The following is a 21,767-nucleotide window of genomic DNA, read 5'->3' on the forward strand; positions in this document are numbered from 1 at the left end:
ACGCAGTGAAAAGCCAGCTCGCCATCATGTTCGAGGACCGCTTCCCAATGGCGTAATCAACGCGCCGGGGCACAGAATTCCGGACAGTCTCCCATCTTGGCCTCACGCCACTTGGCAATCTTGATCCGCTCCTTGAAACTCAGCTGAAGGTAACAACGACCCATTCCACATCCTCCATGCAAACTTCTGTTTTGATACAGAATTTGCACTTCGTTTGTGAATCCACCCCGACACACCCGTGATTCTCATAAGTAATATTATGGAATACATGCTTAAGCCTTCACGCAGTAGTGGAACCCATCGGTCGGACCGCGCAGAAGCGGCAGAACCGGGCCCTCGCCGCTGCGCAGGTCAGCCCCCGGCAGCAGTGGTAGGACCGACGGACCGTACAGGCCGCCCAACGGCTCTAGGCCCTGGATCGCTCGGGCGAGATCGGGCTTGACTGAAACCAAGGCAAGTTTTGCCTTGGGGCCAAGCGCGCGCAGAGCCCTCGGTCCGGGCCAGAGGCTTTCCGCAAACAGCCCGCCAGCGTTGAGCTATGCGTGGGTGGGCAGCAGCAGTTGATGGTAGGAAACGCCGCGCATCCCAAACGCGAGCCGCAGGCGGCTGCCGCGTCGCTGCGCGAGATGTCCTGCGCGCGCGAGCGCGGGCCGACCGCTGGCTGGGTCGGTCACCGCGATGCAATGTGGGCGCGACAGGCGCATCTCGGTGGCATTGCCGAGTGCGCCGTGCTGGATCACGACGGGTGCGAGCATCGGATCGGACTCGATCTCATCGCCTGTGACATTGCGCGCGCCGCACCAGAGGACCGGATGTGCGCCACGCTCGGTGATCACCAGATCGCCGGATTGCAGGGCCTCGAGCGGAGTCCAGCTGCCGGGGGGGGCAATCGGCGTTCCCGCGACAAGGCATGGCACGCCCATGGCATAGCGCGTTTGATCGGCGGTGACGCTGGCGGGAGAGTCCCCCGTCAGCACGACGGCTCTCGCCGGTGGGAAGGCCCAATACCGCATTGCCCGAGTCGTCGTCGCTGACCGACACATCCCATGTGTGGACCGTCTCGCCCCCGGCCATCGCGCGGCGTGCTGGTGTCGAACTGATCGGCGGTGCCACCGTCCCCAACCGGCGTCATGTCGAAATCTGTGATCGTGTCGGCACCACCATCGGCGCTCAGCGCGAACCTGTCGCGGCCATCGCCGCCGCTGAGAGTGTTGTCGCCCGCACCGCGGGTAATCGTGTCGACACCGTCGCCGCCATCGATGCTATCGGCGCGGCCGCTGCCGGTAGGGCTGTCGTCGCCGGACATGCGGTAGACCTGCGCGGCGGAGCCGCTCGCAGAGGCATCGGTGGTATCTGCGCCGTTGCCGCCTACAACGTGCTCGATTTCCCAGAACTGGCCGGTGGAGCCCGCTGTGCCGACCTCGTCGCTGCCGAACTCCCAACTGCCGAAGCTGACGGACAGCGGATCGGAGGCCCAAAGGCAGTCCAGCGCATCGACGTCGCTGCTGTCGCCAGCCTCGCTGCCGAAGATGGTGTCAGTGCAGTCGAAATTGCCGATATAAAAGCGGTCGGAGCCTGCGTCGCCCCAGAGAGAGTCGTCGCCAAGACCGCCGTTCATCGGGTCGAGGCCGTCCTCCCACGCGAGAGTGTCGTCGCCATCGGCGCCGTCCAGCGTGTCGTTGCCCGACCCGGCGGTAATATTGTCGGCACCGGTGCCGCCCCAGATGCTGTCGTCGCCTTCGCCACCATGAAATTCATTGCCGCCGGTGAGGATCGGGCTGGTCTCGTCGTCGATCCTGTCGTCGCCCGCGCCGCTGTCGCGCGTTTCGGAAAAGTGGCCGCCAGCCGTGGTGTTGGCGTCGTCGCGTTCGTAGGCCTGTGTGTCGAGAGCGCTGTAGGCCACGCCTTCGGCGGGCAACGTACCGGCACCGCCTTACGTTTAGGTGACCCCCGGCGTGATCGGCGCATCGGTGGCATAGCCGACGATGCCATTGCCCTCGATGGTCAGTTCGTAGACATTGATCGCGGCGCCGTCGGGATCGTAGACGACATTACCGTCACTGACGTAGAGCGTGCCCGTGGCCAGTTCGGTGCCGTCGGAGGCGGTTGCCGTGGCGGTCTGCTCGCTGCCATCGCGGACTGCGCTGCCGCCGCTGAGAAAGCCCTCGTCATCGGTGACGGCGACGGTGATCCGCTGGCTCTGTTCCCATGTCGGGGTGACGTCTGCGCCCGCGACGCCATCTTCGGAAAGGTAGTGGTTGTCGCCTCCCGCAAAGGCGCTGATTTCGTAACTCGCCACAACACACGGCGTCTGGTTCGGAAGCGCGGTCGTTGGTCCGGCCCGGTGCGGCTGCACTTGCGCGCAGATTGGGTTTTCGCGACGTCAGGCCAGCCAAGGCCGAGCGCGGCGCAGCCGCCGCGGCAGGGTTGTTGCGCGACAGTGTCTCAGTTTGCCGTAAATCGTGGCGGCGCTCGCCCTTAGGGGTAAGGTTGCCGGAGGGCAGTCGCCTCGATCTCGACAAGAAACTCCGGCCGGGTGAAACCGGCGACGATCATCAGAGTCGAGGCGGGTTTGACGTCCAGATCGGCACAGGCGCGGTCGCGGGCGGCCATATATCCCGCCATGTCTTCGCGCCGGGTGACATAGGCCGAAAACTTCAAGACGTCCGAGAAATCCAGCCCGTCTTCTGCGAGGATCGCGCGCAGCGCCTCGAAGCAAAGATCGGCCTGCGCCTCGACGCCTTCGGGAATCGTTCCGTCGAGCCGCAGCGGCAGTTGCCCGGAGGTGACCGTGACCGGCCCCGCAGCGATGCCGTGCGAGTAGTGACCGAAGGGCGCGGCGATGCTCTTGGGATTGAGCGGCTTCATCAGGGGGCTCCTTTGGGCAGCGTTTGGTCTCAGGCCAGCCCGGCACGCATCAGGAAGAGCAGCACGGCTTCTTCCGCAATGCGGTCGAAATCGAGCGCGCCATCCTCGGCCACGTCGAGCACGCGGCGGCTCTGCAATTGGTAATCGGCGTAGTGTTGAGTGACGGCCCAGATGTTCATCATGAAAAGCACCGGATCCACCGGCTTCATCCGGCCCTCGTCGATCCAGCGGCGGATCACGCCAGCGGCCTCGTCAACCGAGGCCCGCAGACCGGGCCAATGGTCTTCCATCTCGGGTGCGCCGCGCAGCAATTCCTGCACGAACAGCCGCGAGCCTTCGGGCTGTTCGATGCACAGCCGCAGCTTGCGCCGCACATAGCCCGCGATCACCTCGGCGGGATCGTCCAGCTCACCCTCGACGAAGAAGATTTCGCGCCACTGGGCGATGATCCCTTCCAGCACCTCGCGGTAGAGGTCTTCTTTCGAGGTGATGTAGTAGTGCAGCTGGGCCTTGGTGATCCCCGCGGCCTTGGCCAGTTGCTGCGTCGAGGTGCCCGCCAGCCCGGTGCTGGCGAACTCGCGCAGCGCGGCCTGTCGGATCGCGTCGTGGATCTCCTTACGCTTCAGACTTGCGGCATTCATTGCCCTTACCCCCGTTCTTCAAACCCCCAAGCCGCGACAGGCGGCGCTCGACGCGGGCCAGAAAGGCCCGCAACTGCGCGGGCTTGCGGTGGTTCATGTCGTGTAGCTGCAACCATGTGATCCGGCAACGCGGATGAAACAGCACGCGGTAGCCGCGGGTCAGCATCGAGCGGCCCGGGTCGCGGATCAGCCGCAGCCACCACCATGGCGAGCCCGAGGTGGTGATCACCGCCAGATGCCGGATGTTCTGCAGCCGCCCGGTGGCGCGTGACTTGTCGGCGCGCGCCACATCGAAGGCGACGCCGGGCAGCCACACCCTCTCCATCCAGCCCTTGAGGATGGCGGGCGGGCCGTACATCCACGTGGGATAGATCATCACCAGCGCTTCGGCCCGGCGTAGTGCCGAGACGTGGCGGTCGAGTTTGGCGATCAGCCGGTCGGTGTCGGTCAGGTAGTCGGCCCAGTCCTCGGGCGAGAGCACCGGGTCGAAACCTTCGGCGTAGAGATCGATCACCTCGACCTCGTGACCGGCGCGCAACAGGGCGTCGCGCGCCGTGGCAAAGAGGGCGGCGCCGTAGCTCTCGCGGCCCGGATGGGCAAAGACGATCAGCACACGCATGGCGCCACCCCTTCAGCCTCAGTTGCCTTCGGCCGCGGCTTTGATGTCCATGCCATGACGCTGGTTGACGAAAGAGGTGTTGGCCACTTTGGTCAGGTCCACCGAGCCCTCTTCGACAATGCCGCTGTTGACCGCGGTCTCGTAGAACTTGGCGATGCGCGCCTCGGTCATTGCGCCGATCCCGAGTTCCAGCGCGTCGCCGCTGTCGATGATGCCAAGCTTGGCCATCTGCGCCATCTCGGCGTCCAGCTTCTCGACAGTAAGATCGGGGTTGGCTTCGATGATCGCGTCGTAACCAGCGCTGTGATCGCCGTAGAGGAAGGTGTACCAGCCCTCGATCGAGGCATCGACGAAGCGCTGCACCACGTCGGGGTTTTCATCGATCATCTGCTGGCGGGTCTCGATGGTGGTGGCGTAGGTGTTCCAGCCGTAATCCGCCATAAGGTAGGTCGCCACATCGGCGCCCTCGGCCGCGGCGTAAAGCGGCTCGGCGGTGGCATAGGCCTGTTGCACCATCGTCTCGTCGCCGAGGAACTGCGCAAGGTTGTAGCCGTAGGGACGGACCTGCTCATCCTGGAAGCCGAAGTCCTCGACCATCCACTTCCAGTAAGAGAACTGGCCGTCCTTGGAGAGCAGGATCTCGGGCGCGGTGGTCAGGTCTTGCCAGCTGTCGTAGGCACCCTCATGGGCGATCAGCGCCTGCGGGTCCTTCTGAAAGATCGCCGCGACCACGGTGGTGGGGATGCCATTGCGCACGTTGTCGAAGGACAGCAGCAGGTTGCCCGCCATCAGGAAGTCGAGCTTGCCGGCGATCAGCATGGGGCGGTTGTTCACCTGCGGGCCGCCCTGACGGATCTCGACCTCTAGGCCGTATTTTTCGTAGGTGCCATCGGCCAGCGCCTGATAAAACCCGCCATGGCCGCCCTGTGCCAGCCAGTTGGTGCCAAAAACCACCTTGTCGCCAGCGACGGCGGCGGAGGCAGCGAGGGAAGCCGCCAGCGCGGCGAGGGAAAGTCCAAGCTTGGTCATGAGAGTGTCCCGTTGGTGAGTGGTGGGTGTGTTATGCGCTGCGCGCCATCTCGGGGCGCCAGCCCCGGGTTTTGCCCGGGTTCATCAGGCCGTAGGGATCGGCCCGTTTCTTGAAATCGATCTGCGCGGTGTCGATGGTCTTCATGCCGCCGTCCTCGATGGTGACCACATGCGGATCGAAGATCGTGCAGCCGTCGGCCTCCAGTTCCGCGATCAGCGTGTACATCTCTTGCTTGCCGCGGAAGCGCACCAGCGGCAGGGCGAAGATCTGGATCTCGCCGTCCTGCCGCGCCATTTCGTGATGCCAGAACATCTCGTCGCCGTGGCGGGCCATCTGGCGCATCACCAGATCAATGTCGAAGGGGCGCGGATAGGCCACCTGCAGATAGGTCCAGCCCTTGTCCACTTTCAGAGCCTGCAACGTGGTGTGGTTCCAGCCGCATTCATAGGCGGGCTGCAGGCGGTTCTGGTGAATCTCCTCCATGGTCATGGCAAAGGAGATGGTCGCGCCCTCAGCTTCGGCGCGTTGGCGGAAGCGGTCCATGTCCGACGGGGCGACCATGGCGAAGACGGCGTCGCGGTTCTCGGGGAAGTAGCCCTCGAACTTGCGGTAATAGGGGGCGAAGCGGCGCTCGACGGTGGTCAGCAGGTAGCAATCCAGCCCGTCCTCCTGCGCGGCGGTGGCAAAGCGCAGCGCCTTGTCGTAACCGTCAAACAGTGCCGCGGTGTGCAGCCAGTCGGTGGACGGGGTGAGCGCGAGGCCAACCTCCAGCACGATGCCGTTGGTGCCATAGGCGTGGTGCACCTTCTGCACGTCGGCCCCGCGCAGTTCGATCACCTGCGGCTCTTCTTCCAGCGTCAGCACCTTGAGATAGGTGAGGTTCCCCTCGTCGCGCAGCATGCCGTGGCGCAGAGAGCCGATGCCGCCCGAGCCGCCTGCGATGAAGCCGCCGATGGTGGCGAGGCTGCGGGTCGAGGGATACATGGTCAGCTCTTGGCCTGTCTCACGGGCCGCGTCGTCGAGCTTCGACATGCGGATGCCCGCCTCGACATGGGCATGGCCGGGGGTGATCTCGAGGACCCTATTAAGGCGCGTCAGGTCGACGACCAGCCCGCCGTCGAGCGGCACGCATTGGCCGTAGTTGCCCGTCCCGCCGCCGCGCAGGGTGACAGGCACCTTGTGGCGCGCGGCAGCAGAGGCAACGCGGACCACCTCGTCCTGCGTCTGCGGAATGACGATCAGTTCGGCGCGCTTGTCCTTCAGTTCGGCGTCGAGGATCTGGCTGTACCAGAAGTAGTCCTTCGAGCGGGCCTCAAGCGCGCGTTCGTCGTCGTAAAAGCGCAGGCCGTCGAGATCTTGCCGCAGGGCTTTGAGCGCCTCGGTGTGGCGGCCTTGGGGTTCGGCCAGTTGCGTGTCGGTCATGCGAGGTCTCCGGAGGTCTCGGGGATGGGGGTGCCATCGCGCCAGACGGTGCGCACCGCGCGGGGGCGGTTCAGCGCATCATCAAGGCTGCTGGCGGCGATATGGATGAAGTCGGCGGGGGCGCCGGGCGCGATGCCAACGTCATGGCCGAGCCATTGCGCCGGGGTCTCGGTGACGCTGCTCAGCCAGCCCGCGGGATCAAGGTGCCCGGCCAGCATGGCCATGCGGTAGACATCGAACAGGTCGTAATCGCCCTGCGGGTAGAACGGGTCGCACACGTTGTCAGAGGCCAGCATCACCGGCATCCCGGCGGCGCGCGCTTCGTGCACCGGCGCCAGCCCGCGCAGACGCGGCGTGCGGCCCGGCGCGGCGTCCTGCAGAAAGGCGTTGGTGGTGGGCAATGTGCAAAGGGCCAAGCCGGCCTCCCCTGCCCGGCCCAGCAGTTCGGCAACTTCTCCATCGGGGCGCACGGAAAGAGAACAGCAGTGGCCGACCAGAACCCGGCCCGCCATGCCGCGCGCCTCGGTCTCGTCCAGGATCGCGTCGAGCCCCTGCGCTTCCGGTTCCAGCCCCTCGTCGACGTGGAAATCGAGTTGCAGGTCGTGCTTCTCGGCCAGATCGAAGACCCTGCGCAGCTTCTCGGGGATCGCGTCGTTGCGGTAGACGAAGGCCCCCAGCACGGCGCCGGAGCCGGCGATCTCCTGCGCGATCCACTCGCCGACCTCATCAAAAGCGTCCAGTGGCGTCAGCGTGGCAAGTTGCAGATCGATGCGGCCCTGCCATGCCTCGGCCAGCCCGCGCAGCACCGGCAGCGCCTCGGGCATCTCCGCGTCGGTCCAGTCGACGTGACTGCGCATTGCCTTGGTGCCATTGGCGAAGGCGCGGCGCAGGCCGCGGTCGGCGCGGCTGCGAAGGTCCGCCGCCGTCCAGTTCGGCTTGTCCCCGGCCATCAGCTCGATCGCATCCTGCAGCGATTGCGGGCGGCTCGGTACGCGCGCGGCGGTGAAGGTCTTGTCGAGGTGGACATGCGCGTCGACGAAACAGGGCAGAAGCAGACCTCCCCCCTGCTCTTCTGACGGTGTGAGCGCTGCAATGCGCGCGCCGTCCAGCGTCACATCCCAGTGCCCCGCGCGCCCTGCGATGGCGACTCCGTTCAACATTGTCATGCTCAGCCCTGCCGCTTGATTTCGCTCTCGTGCCAGTGGCCCAGCACGGCGCGCGAAAGCCACGACGTGGCGAGGAAGATCAGGACGCCCAGCATGGACACCAGAAACAGCGCGGCGAACATGCGCGGGATCTCGCCCCGGAAACTGCTCTCGAGGATGCGCGAGGCAAGGCCCGTGTTCTGCCCGGCGGTGCCAGCGACGAACTCGGCCACCACCGCGCCGATCAGCGCGAGGCCGCCGGCGATCTTCAGCGCGGCCATGAAGTAGGGCAGCGCCGAGGGGATCAGCAGGTACCGCAGACGCTGCCACTTCGTCGCGCCATAGAGTGTAAAGAGGTCGCGCAGGTTGTGGTCGGCGCTGCGCATGCCGATGGCGGTGTTCGACAGGATCGGAAAGAAGGCGACGATCCATGCGCAAATCAGCAGCGCCGCGAAGGTGCTCTCGACATAGATCAGGATCAGCGGCGCGATGGCCACGACGGGCGTCACCTGCAGGATCACCGCGAAAGGAAAGAGGCTGCGCTCGATGGTCCGCGACAGCGCGAAGACCATCCCCAGAAGCACCCCGCCGATGATCGCCAGCCCGAGCGAAAGCAGCGTCAGCTTCACGGTGAACCATGCGCTGGTCAGCAGCGAGGGGCCGTCGGTCCAGAGCGTCTTGGCAATGAGGCTCGGGGCCGGGATCAGGTAGTGCGGGATCTCGTTGTAGCGGACGAGGAATTCCCACAGGCCAAGCGCGCAGAGCAGCGCGAGGCTGGGCATCAGCACCTGCATCCGGCGCTCGCGCCGCGCGGCCCGCAGCGCGGGGTCCTCGGCCGGGTTTGCCTGCGCGACCATGGTCAGCGGATCAGTGGTTGAGGTCGACATCGTCCATGGTCCCTTCCAGTGCATCCGAGACGAGACGACAGGTCTCGGCGTATTCAGGCGTGGTGCGGTAGTGTTCGTCGCGCGTGGTGGCCTCGGCCAGCGCCATGTCGTGCACCACCCGGCCCGGCCGCGGCGCCATGACCACGACGCGGCTCGACAGGTAGACGCTTTCGAACACCGAGTGGGTGACGAAGATCACCGTCAGCCCGTTGCGCCGCCAGAGGTTCAGCACGTCGTTGTTGAGCTTGAAGCGGGTCATCTCGTCGAGCGCGGCGAAGGGCTCGTCCATCAGCAGCAGCTTGGGCTTGGTAACCATGGCGCGGGCGATCGAGACACGCATCTTCATGCCGCCCGAAAGCTCGCGCGGGTAGCTTCCGCCGAACTTGGCGAGACCGACCATCTCCAGCGCCTCGATCACCTGCGCCTCGGCCTGCTTGCGACCGAGACCGCGCAGCTTTAGCGGCAGGTGGACGTTGTCGAACACAGTGGCCCAGGGCATCAGCGTCGGCTCCTGGAAGACGAAGCTGACGTCGCCGCCCTGCACACCCTCGCCGGGCGCGTGGCCGTTGACGGCGATCTGGCCCGAGGACGGCGCCAGCAGCCCCGAGATCATCCGCAGCGCCGTCGACTTGCCGCAGCCCGAGGGCCCGAGCAGGCTGACGAACTCGCCCTGACGGATGGTGAGGTCCATGTCCTGCAGCGCCAGCGTTCCATTGTCGAAACGCTTGAAGACGTGGGACATCTCGATCTGCGCGGCGCCCTGCACAGGGGGGTTCACGGAGGTGTCGAGAGGCATGGCTGGGCTCCTTACCAGTCGGGTTGCGTGTCGAGGCGCGACAGCGGCGCGCGATCGATCTCGTCGAAGATGGAGATGAGTTGCGTGGCGGCATGATCGAGCGTCGCCTCGCCCTTCTCGGCGCTGGCCAGATGTGCCTCGCCGCAGGCGCCTGCGCTACTGAGATCCTGCGTCAGCCATGCCGGTTTTGCCGGGCCGGGCAGTGCGATCGAGGGGGTTTCCTGCGCCCAGATCTCGGCCTGCGAAGGAAAATCGCGGGCGCGGCGCATGTCGACGTTGCCCGGATCGAGCGCCAGCATCACCGAGGTTTCCATGTCGCCCGCGTGAATGCCGTGGCGGCGTTCGCGCTCGGAATAGACACCCTCGGGCATCCCGGCGGCGAACCAACTCAGCGAGAAGGCCATCATCTGGTGTTTCTCGCGCAGCTCGCGGGTCACGATGTCCATCGCCGGGATGTTGCCGCCATGGCCGTTCAGCAGGACGATCTTGCGCACGCCAGAGCGGGCGACACAGGCACCAATTTCGGTCCAGACCCGCAACAGGGTTTCGGCGGATAGCGTCAGGCTGCCGGGATAGGCGCTGTGCTCGTTGCTTTTGGTCACCGCCTGGGTTGGCAGAAAGAGCACCGGGCTATGATCTGGCAACCGCTGCGCCAGACGCGAGACAACGCCGTTGACCGTGCAGCTGTCGACCGACATCGGCAGATGCGGGCCGTGTTGTTCGATCGCGCCAAGCGGCAGCACGGCGATCAGCCGGTCGCGCTGCAGCGCCGCGAACTCGCGGCTGCTGTAGTCGGCCCAATATCGTTTCATGCACTGCCCCTTCCGTCTGTCGCGCGGGTTCGCCGCGCGTGTTTGATCTTCATATCAAACGATCAAACCGTTTGGTATGAAAATGGCCAGACGGCCAAGAGGCAGGAAGCGACGAGCGCGACGTCAGCCGGAAAAGATGCCGCCAATTTGTGCAAATTCGCTTCTGCCCAAGGGCGGAGGCCGGTGGATCCGGGGCTGACCGGCGAATCGGAAAGGTATTTCCAACCTTCGCCGGGCACGCGATGCGTTTGCTTGACTAAACTACTCGGGAAAGGTTAGCTGGCCCGAACCCGCCCTTCCCAGTGTCACACCCGTGAATGTGTGAAAGGCCCCGCCACACGCGGTGCCCTCACCCCTGATGGATCCGCCATGACCTTCATGCCCCGCATGACATCGCAGACGACGGCAATCTATCCGCTGCGCCCCTTGCGCTGGCGGCGCTGGGGTGGCGCGATCGCCGACGTCTGGCATGTGCACGGCGAAGCGGGCGGCGGCGGCTTCTATAGCTCGCCGGATCCGCGGCTGGTGGTGTTCCTCGGGGCGCCCGACGCGGCCTTGCGGTTGCGAACCGGGCCGGACGCGCCGTGGATGGAAGGCATTGGCGCCTTCTTCATTCCCGCCGGCATGCCGCTCTGGAGCGAATTGCGCGAAGAGCGCGACTACGCCCATCTTGACCTGCATCTCGAGGCTGGGCCGCTGGCGCAGAGGTTGCGCGACGCAGGAGGCAGTGCGCGGACCGGCGCGGCGCATTTCCTCGGCAGCGAAAGCCGCGCCGGGATGCTTGCCGCGATGCTGGCGGAAGAGGTGCAGGCCCCTGCCCGCCCTGACATGATGCTCGACGGCGTGCTTTCGGCGCTGCTGTGCGAGGTGCTCGACCTTGGCGCGACAGAAAGCGGGCCGCGACGCGGCGGCTTAGCGCCGCATGTGATCCGCGATCTGCGGGCCCATGTGGAGGCGTCGCTGCACCGCCGGATCGAGGTGGCGGAACTGGCGCAAGTGGCCGGTCTCTCGGAAAGTTGGCTGACCCGCGCCTTCAAGCAGAGCCTTGGCACCACCCCGCAGCGCTGGCTGACCCAGCTACGGCTCGAGGCGGCGATGGGGCTGATGACCGAGACCCGCATGGCCTTGGCCGAGATCGCCGCCGAAGTGGGGTTTGCCGATCAGGCGCATCTCACCCGCGCCTTCCGTGCCGCGCAGGGCGAGACGCCCGCGGCATGGCGGCGCGCGCGTTTGAGCGCGATTTCGTCAAATCACGGCGGTCTGGTTCAATCGGGCTGCTAATTCCCGATATAAACAGTCGGAAAAAATCCGTATCGTGGGACGTGACATGACCAGCACCCTCCGCCTGTCGTTCTTGACCAGCGCCAGCCTGATCGCCATTGCCGGCGCCGCACAGGCCCAATCCACCGCCGACCTCTTCGATCTTGGCGAGATCGTGCTCGAGGGCGAATACGATCCGTCGGACCCCGTGCCGGGCTACGTCGCCACCACTGCGCAGACTGCCACCAAGACCGGCACGCCGATCCTCGAGACGCCGCAGTCGATTTCGGTGATCACCGGCGAGCAGATCGAGGACCAAGGCGCCACCACGCTTGGCGACACGCTGGGCTACACCTCGGGCCTGCTGGCGCAGCCTTTCGGCACCGATCCGCGCTTCGACAGTCCGACCATTCGCGGTTTTGATGGCAGCAACGCGCAATACCTCAACGGCCTGCGGCTGCTGCGCGACTTTGGTGCGCCCGCCTTCGAGATCTACTCTCTGGAGCGGGTCGAGGTGCTGAAGGGCCCGGCCTCGGTGCTTTACGGCGCCGGCATCCCCGGCGGGGTGATCAACCAGATCCAGAAGCGCGCGCAATTTCTCGACTTCGGCGAGGTCGGCGTCGGGCTCGGCGATCCGAAAGCCACCGAAGGTTTTATCGACTACAACCACACCTTCAGCGACACGTTCGCCGCCCGCGTCACCGCCGTGGCCCGCGACAGCGAGGAGGACGTCGAGGAACTGGAGAACAGCCGCACGTACCTTGGCCTCGCCACTCGCTGGGAGCCGACCGAGGGCACCTCGCTGCAATTCCTCGGCTCGTGGCTGAAGGACAGCCCGATCACTCCGGCTGGTGTGCCCTACGACCTGATCGGCGAGGCCGACGATGAGGATCTGCGGGAGTTCTACGCCGGCGACAGCAGCGACGACGACAGCGACCGCGAAACGCTCAATCTGGGGTTTGCGCTGAATCAGGAGCTGAGCGCGAACTGGGATCTGGACGTCAATTTCCGCTACCAGAGCTTCGACTGGGACTACACCGGCTTCTACGTCAACAACGGCGTGACCGACGGCGATACCATCACCCGCGGCGCCAACGTGACCTCCGAGGACAGCTTCACCCAGAACCTCGACGCCCGGCTCACCGGCACGGTCGACACCGGCCCTGTCGCGCATACGCTGCTCGTCGGGCTGGACCTGCGCCGCTACGGCATCGAGGAATCCACCGAGTTCCGCTATGCCGACGGCATCAGCTTCTCGGACCCGTCCTACGGCGGCGCCAACCTGTCGACCCCGTGGTACATCGAAGGCGGCGACCTGACGCTGGAGCAGATCGGCATCTACGCGCAGGACGAAATGACCTTTGGCAACTGGCGCGCCTCGCTGGCGCTGCGCCACGATTGGGCCAGCCAAGAAGGCAGCACGTTCACCAATTTCGCGGGCACCACCGAGGTGGATCAGGACGATGAGGCGACCACCGGCCGCGCCGGGCTGAGCTACGTGTTTGCCAACGGCGTTGCGCCCTATGTCAGCTATGCCACCTCCTTCGATCCCGAGATCGGCACCGACAACAGCGGCAACACTTTCGAGCCGACCCGCGGCGAGCAGTGGGAGGTTGGCGTGAAGTACCAGCCGCTCGGCTTCAACGGCTTCTTCAGCGCGGCGCTGTTTGATCTGAAGCAGACCGATCTGCTCACCTCGATCACCGACGACAACGGCGTCGGCGACTTCGCGCAGGTCGGCGAAGCCCGGTCGCAGGGTCTGGAACTGGAAGGTTCGGTCGATCTCGACAATGGCTGGACCCTGCGCGGTGCCTACACCTGGAACCACGCCGAGCAGACCAAGGGTGACAACGAGGGCAACGACCTGCCCAACGCGCCGCTGCACAACGCCAGCCTCTGGGCCAACTACAGCTTTGCGCCCGACACCGCGCTGTCCGGGCTGACCGTCGGTGGCGGGGCGCGCTACATCGGCGAGCGCTACGGCGATGCCGCCAACACCTACCAGATGGACGACGTGACCCTGCTCGATCTGCAGGCGGCTTACGCGATCACCGAGGACATGCAGGTCTCGGTCAACGTCAGCAACCTCACCGACGAGTCCTATGTGGCCAACTGCGGTGGGTTCGGCTGCTACTACGGCGATGGCCGTACGGTACAGGCGCGCCTGACCTACAAGTGGTAAGCCCACTGCCGTGACACAGGCCGGGCGCTGCATCCGCGGATGCGGCGCCCGTTCCGCTGCAACAGCCCGCATCGCGCCAGCCAAGACAGGAAACAGCCGGATGCTTCGCCAATTCTTTGACTACTACCGCCCCCACATGCGCCTGTTCTGGCTCGACTTCGGCTCTGCCGTCGCCTCGGGCCTGCTGGAACTGGCCTTCCCGCTGGCCATCGCCGGCTTCATTGATCACCTGCTGCCGGGCGGCGATTGGGGGCTGACCATCTTGGCCGCGGTGGCGCTGGTCGCGGTCTATCTGATCAACGCCGGGCTGATGATCGTGGTCACCTACTGGGGCCACAAACTGGGCATCAACATCGAGACCGAGATGCGCAGCCGCGCCTTCGCGCATCTGACGAAACTGAGCTGGCGCTGGTATGATCGTGCCGAGACCGGCAAACTGGTGGCGCGCGTGACCCGTGATCTCGAAGAGATTGGCGAGGTCGCCCACCACGGGCCCGAGGACCTGTTCATCGCGGTGATGACCTTTGCCGGCGCCTTCGGGTTGATGGCGTGGATTCACCTGCCGCTGGCGCTGATGACGCTGGTGATCGTGCCGGTGATGGTCTGGCTGGTCGCGGTCTACGGCGGACGCATGACCCGCGCGTGGCAAGAGATCTATGGCCGGGTCGGTGCCTTCAACGTGCGGCTGGAAGAGAGCCTTGGCGGCATCCGCGTGGTGCAGGCGTTTTCTAACGAAGCGCACGAGCGCGACCTTTTCGAGCAGGACAACCGCCGGTACCGCGAGACCAAGCTCGACGCCTACCGGGTGATGGCCAAGCTCACCGCGCTGCATTACGGCGGGATGCGGCTGGTGCAGGTGATCGTCATGGTGGCGGGCGCAGGCTTTGTGTTCGGCGGCTCGCTCAGCGAGGGTGGGTTCGTTGGCTTCCTGCTGCTGGTGGGCGTGTTCTTCCGCCCGCTGGAGAAGATCGCGGCGGTGATGGAGACCTACCCGCGCGGCATCGCGGGCTTCCGCCGCTACACCGAGTTGCTGGAGACCGAGGCCGATATCGCGGATGCACCCGATGCGCGCGAGGCGCCGCCATTCCGCGGCGAGATCCGCTTCGACAACGTCAGCTTCGCCTATGACGGCGTGCGCGGCGTGCTGCACGATGTCTCTCTCGACATCAGTCCCGGCGAGACGGTGGCGCTGGTCGGCCCATCGGGCGCGGGCAAGTCGAGCCTCATGGCCCTGCTGCCGCGCTTCTATGAGCCCACCGGCGGAGAGATCCGCATCGACGGTGTGCCGATCCAGAAGATGACCCTCGCCTCGCTACGCAGCCAGATCGGACTGGTCTCGCAGGACGTGTTTCTCTTTGGCGGCACGCTGCGCGACAATATCGCCTACGGCAAGCTGGGTGCGACCGAAGAGGAGATCCGCGCAGCTGTGGATCATGCGCAACTCGGCCCGCTGGTAGAGAGCCTGCCGCAAGGCCTCGATACGGTTGTCGGCGAGCGCGGCGTGATGCTGTCGGGTGGCCAGCGCCAGCGCGTGGCCATCGCGCGGGTGTTTCTGAAGAACCCGCCGATCCTGCTTTTGGACGAGGCGACGTCAGCGCTCGACCGAACCACCGAGCGCGAAGTGCAGGCCGCGCTGTCGCGTCTGGCGGTGGGGCGCACAACGCTGGTCATCGCGCACCGGCTCAATACCGTGCGCGATGCGGATCATATCGTCGTGCTGGAACAAGGCCGCGTGGTCGAGCGCGGGAACCACGAAGCACTGATCGAAGCGAAGGCAGCCTACTACGAACTTGCGAGCTAATCCCTGAGCAATAAAAAGCGCCGGCCTGCACGTGCAAGCCGACGCTTTTCACGAGGGAACTTTGTTCAAAGTTTGATGTCGTCGAGCCGCTGGTCGCCCGGCAATTTCGATCGCTCGAGGATGATCTGCGAGATCGCCCGCGCCCGCACCGGGTTCAGCGCCGCAAGGATCGGCGCCGCATCGCGCTCGTTCATCGTGCCCAGCACCATCACCGACACTTCGATATCCAGATCGTCCATGATCACCGCCGCATCCCGTGGCTTCATGTTCCGATAGAGCGCCACCAGCCGGTCGACGTCGGACGTGTGGGCGGCCTTCACCTTCTCAAGCAGACCTTCAAGTTCGACCTTCAGATCGGCCAGCCGCTGCTGTTCTACTTCGAGTGTCTCGGCGGTGAGATCCAGTTCCGCCTGCCGCGCGTCGTGGCGCTCTTTCTGCGCCACCAGAAGGGCCCGCTCTTCGCGGATCTCGGCCAGAAGTTCCTCGGGGCCGCCTTCGCATTGCAACGGCGCGTCGCTGGCGGCGCTTACCTTCCGCGCGGGGCTCGGCTCGGGCTCTTCGCTGGCCGCGGCCGAGGCGGCGCCGACGAAGAGCGTCTGCTCGGGCTCGGGCGGTGTGTCGCTGAGCAGCGCAAGTTTCGGCTGCTCGGCCAGCGTCAGGGCGATCTTGGAAACCACCGCGACCGCAAGGCCGATCATGACGAAGTTGATGGGGCGCATTGGGGTCAGGCCTCGCGGTTGCGCACGGTTTCGAAGAACCCGCGCACCAGTTCGGATTTGCCCGAGACCGACGCCGTGCCATTGGGCCGCGCGGGCCGCTCACGCGTGGTGCGGAACGAAGGGGCCTCGTCGCGGGTCATCTCGGGCTCGCGCTGGCGGCGGGCGCGCTGATCGGCGGCCTGCTCGCCGGCGCTGCGCAGCGCGGTGACCGCGCTTTCGGACTTGTCGACCGCAGCCGAGAAATTGCCGATCATCGGTTCGAGGTCCTTGAGCGCCGCCATCAGCACCCGAACCCGGCGGTCGACCACCCACGCATAGGTGAGGGTTCCGACGAGCAGCACGAGAATGGCAATGTCAATCAAGAAGGACATCTGGCAATTCCTCTTCTTCGTACATTTTATCTGAAACTTTGAGGGCGATCTTGCCGTTCTTCCGGCGCCCCACTTCGGCCTTGGCAATATCCTTGCCGATCACTGACAGGGTGACCGGGTCATCCACCTGCATGCCCAGATCCAGCACCTGCCCCGGCATCCACGACAGCACGTCGCGCAGCGGAATCACCGCCTGCCCCAGAACGGCGGAGACCGGGATCGCCGTGGTGCCCAGCTTTTCGGTCAGCTTCAGGCGCCAGCCGGTGTCACCGCCCAACTGGCCGCCGGTGAAGTTCTGTGACAGCACATCGCCGACGATGTCGAAGGCGGTGTTGGGCAGCAGGAAGACCATCTCGCTCACCCGGTCCTCGATGTTGAGGCTCAGCACCGCGCGGACGCAGGAACTGGTCGGCGGGGCAAGCAGCAGCGCCTTTGGGTTGGTCTCGAGGTGCCCGACCTCAAACCGCACGGGTGTGACCTTTTCGAAGGCAGCCGACAGCTCGTTGAGCGTGGTTTCGCAGAAACTCTTGCCGATGCGCTTCTCGATGCCGGTGAAGGTGCGCACGTTGTGTGTGGTTTCCGGCACCGTGCGCCCGCCGAACGTGATCTCCAGCACAGAGTACAGCAACTCGGGCCGCATCACTGCGGCGATCGTGCCGTTCCACTCCACGGCGTCGGTCACGCCGATCAGCGCGGGATCGGGCAGCGTGTCGATCGCGTCCTGACAGGTGAGGTAATCGACCTTGTCGAGAGTCACGTCGACCATCGCGCCCAGATAGCTCTTGAGCACCTGCGCCAAGGACAATGCAAAGCGGTCGAAGACAACTTCGAGCATCGGCAGCCGCGTGTAGGACTGCTTGGCGCGCTCGACGATCATCTCTTCGACGGCGCGGGTGTCGACGGTGATTTCGCTGTGCTCGGTCATTGGATGATGAGATCCGCGATGAGAAATTCCTGCGGTGCGGCACTGTCGGTGATCGCCCGCGCCCGGCGCAGCAGTTCGGCTTTCAGCCGCGCCAGACCGATCGAGCCCTGCAGGTCGCTTTCGTTGAGTTGTCGCAGATAGTCCTGAAAGCTGTCCCGCATGAACAGCTGGCGGCTTGCGACCTTCTCGGCGCCCTCGACCCGCGTGTCGTAGACGATGGCGAGGTTCAGCTTCAGAAACCGCGAGGTCTGCCGTCCGGTGGCCGTGGTCGAGGTGATGTTGACGATGATCTCCTGAAACGGCAGCACCACCACATGCTCGTCAGTGCCGAGGCTCTGCGCGCCCGTCTGCCCCGGTTGCGCGGTGCCGTTCGCGCTATGCGCGCCATCAGTTGCCTCGTTCGGCGCAGGCGCGTCGCTTTCGCCGGTGATCAAGGTCATCAGGTTGCCGGGCCCCACCGAGGCCAGAAGGCCGATCAGCAGCGCCAGCGTACACGCCAACGCAACGACAAGCCCAATGAGGAGCTTGCCGCGTTTCGAGCCGCCGCCGGCACCGTTTTCCGTTGTTGTTGCGTCAGCCATGAACCGTCATCGGCAGTGGTGGTTAATCTTGTAATACTATGGTCTGGATCTTCGCGCTAAGCAAGCAGAACCTCCGGTATAGTTCTTGATGATCAAGAACAGTTGTGTTTATTCTTGTAGTGGGTGACAGGGCAGGACAACGAGACACGTGCAGGCGCTACTGGAAAATCTGAAATCGCTGGGATGGCGGCGTCTCTCCGTATTGGGTGGGACGGGCCTTGCGCTTGTTTTGGCGTTGTTTTTCGGTCTCTCGGTGGTCACGACGCCTGACTACGTTTCGCTCTACCGCGATCTCAATCCGGCCGATGCGGCGCGGATCGTCGACTCGCTCGACGCGGCGGGCATCCGCAGCCGCACCGATACCGCGGGCACCGCCGTCAGCGTGCCCGCCGAAGAGATGGCGCGGGCCCGTATGGAGCTTGCCTCTCTGGGGCTGCCCAGCGAAGGCACGCCGGGCTGGGAACTGTTTGACGAGCAGAGCGGGCTGGGGATGAATAGTTTCATGCAGCGGGTCAACCGGATGCGTGCCATGGAAGGCGAGCTGGCCCGCTCGATCCAGACCATCGACGGCGTCGAGGCGGCGCGCGTCCATCTGGTGCTGCCCGAACGCGAGCCCTTCTCGCGGGAGCGGCCCACCCCGTCGGCGTCGGTGATCGTGCGGGGCTCGCGTCAGGTCGGGATGAAGCAGGCGCATGCGATTCGCTCTTTGGTTGCATCGGCGGTGCCCGATCTCGCACCCGCGCAGGTGACGGTGCTCTCGGCGTCAGGCGAAACCATTCTCGCCGATGACGGCGAGGCGGGCAGCGAGGCCTCGCTGCAATCGGCGCGGGCGCAGATCGAGGACCGGCTGAGCCAGCGCATCAACCAGATCCTCTCGGCGCGGGTCGGCGCGGGCAACGCGCGGGTCACCGTCAGTGTCGATCTGTCGAGCGAGCGGCAAGTGGTGCGTGAGCAGAGCTATGATCCCGATCAGCGGGTGGTCCGCTCGACCGAGACCCGCGAAGAGGTGACGCAGGACCAGCGCGCCGCTGGCGGCGAGGTCGGCGTGGCCGACGATGTGCCCGCCGCGCTGGCCGATGACGTGCCGGGGACCAACACCAACAGCTCGAACACCAACAACGAAATCGTCAATTACGAGATCGGCGGGACGCAGACAGAGACCGTGCGCGAGCCCGGCGATGTCGAACGCATGTCGGTGGCGGTGCTGGTCAACGGTATCTACAACGTGCAGCCCGACGGCTCGGTGGACTACGAAGAACGCACCGCCGAGGAATTGGAGCGGCTGCAGGCGCTGGTGCAGAGCGCCATGGGCTTTGACGAGGCGCGCGGCGACAGCGTCGAGGTGGTGAGCCTGCGGTTCATGGACTACTCGATGGACGTGGGCGAGCCGGTCTCGCGCAGCTTCACGCAGATCCTGCAGGAAAACCTTGGTACCATCCTGCGCGGCCTCTTCGCGCTGGCGTTGGTGGCGGCGGTGCTGATCCTCGGGGTGCGTCCGGCGCTGAACCGGCTGATGGTGGCGAACGCGGGTGAAGGCGACGACGCGGGCGGGCTGCCCGCACCCGCCGCCGCTCCGGCGCTGCCCGGGGCGCAGGGGGAGGGCGCGCAGGGCGGGCAGACCAATGTCACCCATATTCATTCCGGGCAGCAGGCCGCGAACCGCGAAGACACCGTTTATCACAGCGGCACCGTGCTTGATCCGCTGCCCGACGGATCCGAGGAAATGGTGGCCGTCGCTTCCGTGCAGGGCGGCGTTCAACGCGGCTGGATCAACACCGTGGGCGAGCTGATCGAGCGCGAGCCTGACGACGCCATCAAGGTGGTGAAGGGCTGGCTGGCTGAAGGGTCCGCGACATGAGCTTTGTCTTCGATCGCAACTTCGACGCCGAGGCAGAGGCCGCCGCGCGCGGCGAGCAGGCCCATGTCGGCGCCATTTACACCCGCGCCGAATTCGACGCGGCGGTGGCCAAGGCACATGCCGAAGGGCTTGAGGCCGGTCTGGCTCAAGGCCGCGACGAGGCATCACAGGCGGCGCAGCAAAGCGCCAGCGCGCGCCAGTTGAGCGCCATCGAAGCGGTCGCCCCCGCGCTGCAGGCGCTGTTTTCCGACGCAGACGCACATCACGCGGTGCTTGAATCGCAGATGGTCGGTTTTGCGCTGTCGGTGCTGCAGCAGGTCGCGCCCGCTGCCAGCGCCTCTTTGTCCGAGGCCGAGGCGATGCAAGAAGCGCGCGGCGTCGTGCGCATGGCTCTAGGCGCGGCCGAACTGAAGCTGTGGTTCGCCCCCGAAGCCGCCGAGCGGGCGGGCGCAGAGGTACATCGGATCGCCCGCCAGTCAGGCTTTGGCGGGCGTCTCGAGGTTAAGCCTGACCCGGCCCTCGCCGCAGGCGACGTGCGGGCGGAATGGGATCACGGCGTGATGAGCTACAGTTTCAACGATATTTGCCAGCGGATCCTCGGCGCGCTCGAGGACAGCAAGGCGCGGATCGATGCCGCGATCGGGCAGGATCAGGCAGGAGAATAAGACATGGCGGACGAGGCAGACACCAAACAAGAAGAGGGCGGCGCGGACACCGCTCCGCAGACATCGGGCAAACCTGACAGCCAGGGCATCGACGCGATGCTCAACGTCGGCCTTAACGTGCAGATCGTGCTGGGCCAGACCCGCATGCCCATCGCGCAGTTGCTCAAGCTCAGCCGAGGCTCGATCATTGAACTCGACAAGAGCATCGGCCAGCCTGTCGAGGTGATGATCAACGAGCGCCTTGTGGCGCGCGGCGATCTGGTGCGGTTGCCCGATGACCGGCTTGGCGTCTCGCTGATCGAGATCGTCAAGGATTACGTGTCCGAAGAATGACCCGACGCTGCCGCCAGCTTGGAACGGCGCTGACCTGCCTGCTGCTGGCGGCGGGCCTGCTGTTTGTGGCCGCGGGCACGGGGCATGCGCAATCGGCGGGCTCGGACCTGCTGGGCGCGATCGGCGACGCGCTAAGTTCGGCGCCGGCCGGCTCGGACGAGCGGGCAACGCTGTCGGGGCGCATCCTGCAGCTGATCGCAGCGATGACAGTGCTGTCGCTGGCGCCGGGCCTGCTGGTGATCATGACCAGCTTCACCCGTTTCGTGATCGTGTTTTCCATGCTGCGCTCGGCCCTTGGTCTGAACCAGACGCCGCCCAACATGGTGCTGACCGCCATGGCGCTGTTCATGACCTTCTTCGTCATGCAGCCGGTATTTGAGGATGCGTGGGACGGCGGGGTTCGGCCGCTGATGGAGAACTCGATCACTGAAGAGCAGGCGCTGGAGCGGATCGGGCAACCGTTCAAGACCTTCATGTATGTGAACACCCGCGAAAAGGACCTGGCCCTCTTCCACGACTACGCCGCGCGCAGCGATGCCGGCGGCGCGGCGGTGGAGCCCGGCCCGGTGCCCACGACCCCCGAGGCCGCGGGCTGGCGTGTGCTGGTGCCGTCGTTCATGATCTCCGAGTTGCGCCGGGCGTTCTCGATCGGGTTTCTGATTTACCTTCCGTTTCTTGTTATTGACCTCATTGTCGCCTCGGTGCTGATGAGCGCGGGCATGATGATGTTGCCGCCTGTGCTGATCTCGCTGCCGTTCAAGGTGATCTTTTTCGTGCTGATCGACGGCTGGTACATGCTGGCCGGCAGTCTGATGGAAAGCTATCTGCCCCTCGCCGGTGGGGGATAATTCA

At 65.5% G+C, this 21,767-nt stretch carries 23 protein-coding genes; 7 read left to right on the forward strand and 16 right to left on the reverse strand.

The annotated features are described in order from the left end of the window. Positions 1-536 precede the first annotated feature (536 nt). The 12 genes from ACXAJT_RS16295 to ACXAJT_RS16350 all read right to left on the reverse strand — a co-directional run bounded on the left by ACXAJT_RS16295 (position 537) and on the right by ACXAJT_RS16350 (position 10,220). On the reverse strand, positions 537-977 hold the full coding sequence (locus ACXAJT_RS16295) for a Hint domain-containing protein (protein ID WP_475236957.1): 441 nt from the start codon (positions 975-977) through the stop codon (positions 537-539). Then, complete coding sequence (locus tag ACXAJT_RS16300; RefSeq protein ID WP_475236958.1) at positions 971-1,918, reverse strand: calcium-binding protein; 948 nt, start codon at positions 1,916-1,918, stop codon at positions 971-973. The genes ACXAJT_RS16295 and ACXAJT_RS16300 overlap by 7 nt, the downstream gene beginning before the upstream one ends. A gap of 21 nt (positions 1,919-1,939) precedes the next feature. After that, positions 1,940-2,299 carry a hypothetical protein gene (locus tag ACXAJT_RS16305; protein WP_475236960.1) on the reverse strand — a complete coding sequence of 120 codons (360 nt, stop codon included), beginning with the start codon at positions 2,297-2,299 and terminating at the stop codon, positions 1,940-1,942. Positions 2,300-2,478: 179 nt separating this feature from the next. Then, positions 2,479-2,868: a RidA family protein gene (locus ACXAJT_RS16310; protein ID WP_475236962.1), complete on the reverse strand. Its 390-nt coding sequence runs from the start codon at positions 2,866-2,868 to the stop codon at positions 2,479-2,481. A gap of 29 nt (positions 2,869-2,897) precedes the next feature. After that, entirely contained in the window at positions 2,898-3,509 is a 612-nt protein-coding gene (locus tag ACXAJT_RS16315; RefSeq protein WP_475236963.1) for a TetR family transcriptional regulator C-terminal domain-containing protein, read from the reverse strand. Continuing rightward, positions 3,484-4,128 carry an NAD(P)H-dependent oxidoreductase gene (locus tag ACXAJT_RS16320; RefSeq protein WP_475236965.1) on the reverse strand — a complete coding sequence of 215 codons (645 nt, stop codon included), beginning with the start codon at positions 4,126-4,128 and terminating at the stop codon, positions 3,484-3,486. The genes ACXAJT_RS16315 and ACXAJT_RS16320 overlap by 26 nt, the downstream gene beginning before the upstream one ends. Positions 4,129-4,146: 18 nt before the next feature. Further along, positions 4,147-5,157: an ABC transporter substrate-binding protein gene (locus ACXAJT_RS16325; RefSeq protein ID WP_475236966.1), complete on the reverse strand. Its 1,011-nt coding sequence runs from the start codon at positions 5,155-5,157 to the stop codon at positions 4,147-4,149. Positions 5,158-5,188: 31 nt separating this feature from the next. Beyond that, complete coding sequence (locus tag ACXAJT_RS16330) at positions 5,189-6,580, reverse strand: FAD-binding oxidoreductase (RefSeq protein ID WP_475236968.1); 1,392 nt, start codon at positions 6,578-6,580, stop codon at positions 5,189-5,191. After that, complete coding sequence (locus tag ACXAJT_RS16335) at positions 6,577-7,740, reverse strand: amidohydrolase family protein (protein ID WP_475236969.1); 1,164 nt, start codon at positions 7,738-7,740, stop codon at positions 6,577-6,579. The genes ACXAJT_RS16330 and ACXAJT_RS16335 overlap by 4 nt, the downstream gene beginning before the upstream one ends. 8 nt (positions 7,741-7,748) lie before the next feature. Then, positions 7,749-8,612 (reverse strand): ABC transporter permease, encoded by an 864-nt coding sequence (locus tag ACXAJT_RS16340; RefSeq protein ID WP_475236971.1) that lies wholly within the window; start codon positions 8,610-8,612, stop codon positions 7,749-7,751. After that, positions 8,593-9,408: an ABC transporter ATP-binding protein gene (locus tag ACXAJT_RS16345; protein WP_475236972.1), complete on the reverse strand. Its 816-nt coding sequence runs from the start codon at positions 9,406-9,408 to the stop codon at positions 8,593-8,595. The genes ACXAJT_RS16340 and ACXAJT_RS16345 overlap by 20 nt, the downstream gene beginning before the upstream one ends. An 11-nt stretch (positions 9,409-9,419) precedes the next feature. After that, positions 9,420-10,220, reverse strand: a complete 801-nt coding sequence (locus ACXAJT_RS16350) for a creatininase family protein (protein ID WP_475236973.1) — start codon at positions 10,218-10,220, stop codon at positions 9,420-9,422. Positions 10,221-10,589: 369 nt separating this feature from the next. Here ACXAJT_RS16350 and ACXAJT_RS16355 point away from each other — a divergent pair, with 369 nt between their 5' ends. From ACXAJT_RS16355 to ACXAJT_RS16365, 3 genes are all read left to right on the forward strand, one after another. Next, a complete protein-coding gene (locus ACXAJT_RS16355; RefSeq protein ID WP_475236975.1) occupies positions 10,590-11,501 on the forward strand; it encodes a helix-turn-helix domain-containing protein in 912 nt (303 codons plus the stop codon). A 46-nt stretch (positions 11,502-11,547) separates the two neighbouring features. Next, a complete protein-coding gene (locus tag ACXAJT_RS16360) occupies positions 11,548-13,662 on the forward strand; it encodes a TonB-dependent receptor (protein ID WP_475236976.1) in 2,115 nt (704 codons plus the stop codon). Positions 13,663-13,762: 100 nt separating this feature from the next. Further along, positions 13,763-15,463 carry an ABC transporter ATP-binding protein gene (locus ACXAJT_RS16365; RefSeq protein ID WP_475236978.1) on the forward strand — a complete coding sequence of 567 codons (1,701 nt, stop codon included), beginning with the start codon at positions 13,763-13,765 and terminating at the stop codon, positions 15,461-15,463. Positions 15,464-15,528: 65 nt separating this feature from the next. On the opposite strand, the gene ACXAJT_RS16370 is transcribed toward ACXAJT_RS16365, so the two are convergent. From ACXAJT_RS16370 to ACXAJT_RS16385, 4 genes are read right to left on the reverse strand one after another with little or no spacing between them, the layout of a single operon-like run. Beyond that, the gene (locus ACXAJT_RS16370; RefSeq protein ID WP_475236980.1) at positions 15,529-16,182 is read right to left on the reverse strand and encodes a MotE family protein; all 654 of its coding nucleotides are present in this window, start codon (positions 16,180-16,182) and stop codon (positions 15,529-15,531) included. A gap of 5 nt (positions 16,183-16,187) precedes the next feature. Continuing rightward, positions 16,188-16,553 carry a flagellar motor switch protein gene (locus ACXAJT_RS16375; protein ID WP_475236982.1) on the reverse strand — a complete coding sequence of 122 codons (366 nt, stop codon included), beginning with the start codon at positions 16,551-16,553 and terminating at the stop codon, positions 16,188-16,190. Beyond that, positions 16,537-17,478 carry a flagellar motor switch protein FliM gene (locus ACXAJT_RS16380; RefSeq protein WP_475236984.1) on the reverse strand — a complete coding sequence of 314 codons (942 nt, stop codon included), beginning with the start codon at positions 17,476-17,478 and terminating at the stop codon, positions 16,537-16,539. The genes ACXAJT_RS16375 and ACXAJT_RS16380 overlap by 17 nt, the downstream gene beginning before the upstream one ends. Then, positions 17,475-18,059: a flagellar basal body-associated FliL family protein gene (locus tag ACXAJT_RS16385; protein WP_475236985.1), complete on the reverse strand. Its 585-nt coding sequence runs from the start codon at positions 18,057-18,059 to the stop codon at positions 17,475-17,477. The genes ACXAJT_RS16380 and ACXAJT_RS16385 overlap by 4 nt, the downstream gene beginning before the upstream one ends. 148 nt (positions 18,060-18,207) lie before the next feature. On the opposite strand from ACXAJT_RS16385, the gene fliF reads away from it, so the two are divergent. The 4 genes from fliF to fliP are packed head-to-tail and all read left to right on the forward strand — an operon-like array spanning position 18,208 to position 21,763. Continuing rightward, positions 18,208-19,917, forward strand: a complete 1,710-nt coding sequence (gene fliF, locus ACXAJT_RS16390; RefSeq protein WP_475236987.1) for a flagellar basal-body MS-ring/collar protein FliF — start codon at positions 18,208-18,210, stop codon at positions 19,915-19,917. Further along, a complete protein-coding gene (locus tag ACXAJT_RS16395; protein WP_475236989.1) occupies positions 19,914-20,582 on the forward strand; it encodes a FliH/SctL family protein in 669 nt (222 codons plus the stop codon). Before fliF ends, ACXAJT_RS16395 begins: the two co-directional genes overlap by 4 nt. Before the next feature lie 3 nt (positions 20,583-20,585). Beyond that, complete coding sequence (locus tag ACXAJT_RS16400) at positions 20,586-20,915, forward strand: FliM/FliN family flagellar motor switch protein (protein WP_475236992.1); 330 nt, start codon at positions 20,586-20,588, stop codon at positions 20,913-20,915. Continuing rightward, positions 20,912-21,763: a flagellar type III secretion system pore protein FliP gene (fliP, locus tag ACXAJT_RS16405; protein WP_475236993.1), complete on the forward strand. Its 852-nt coding sequence runs from the start codon at positions 20,912-20,914 to the stop codon at positions 21,761-21,763. The genes ACXAJT_RS16400 and fliP overlap by 4 nt, the downstream gene beginning before the upstream one ends. Positions 21,764-21,767 lie beyond the last annotated feature (4 nt).

This window comes from Salipiger sp. ABF4_146, assembly GCF_056161345.1.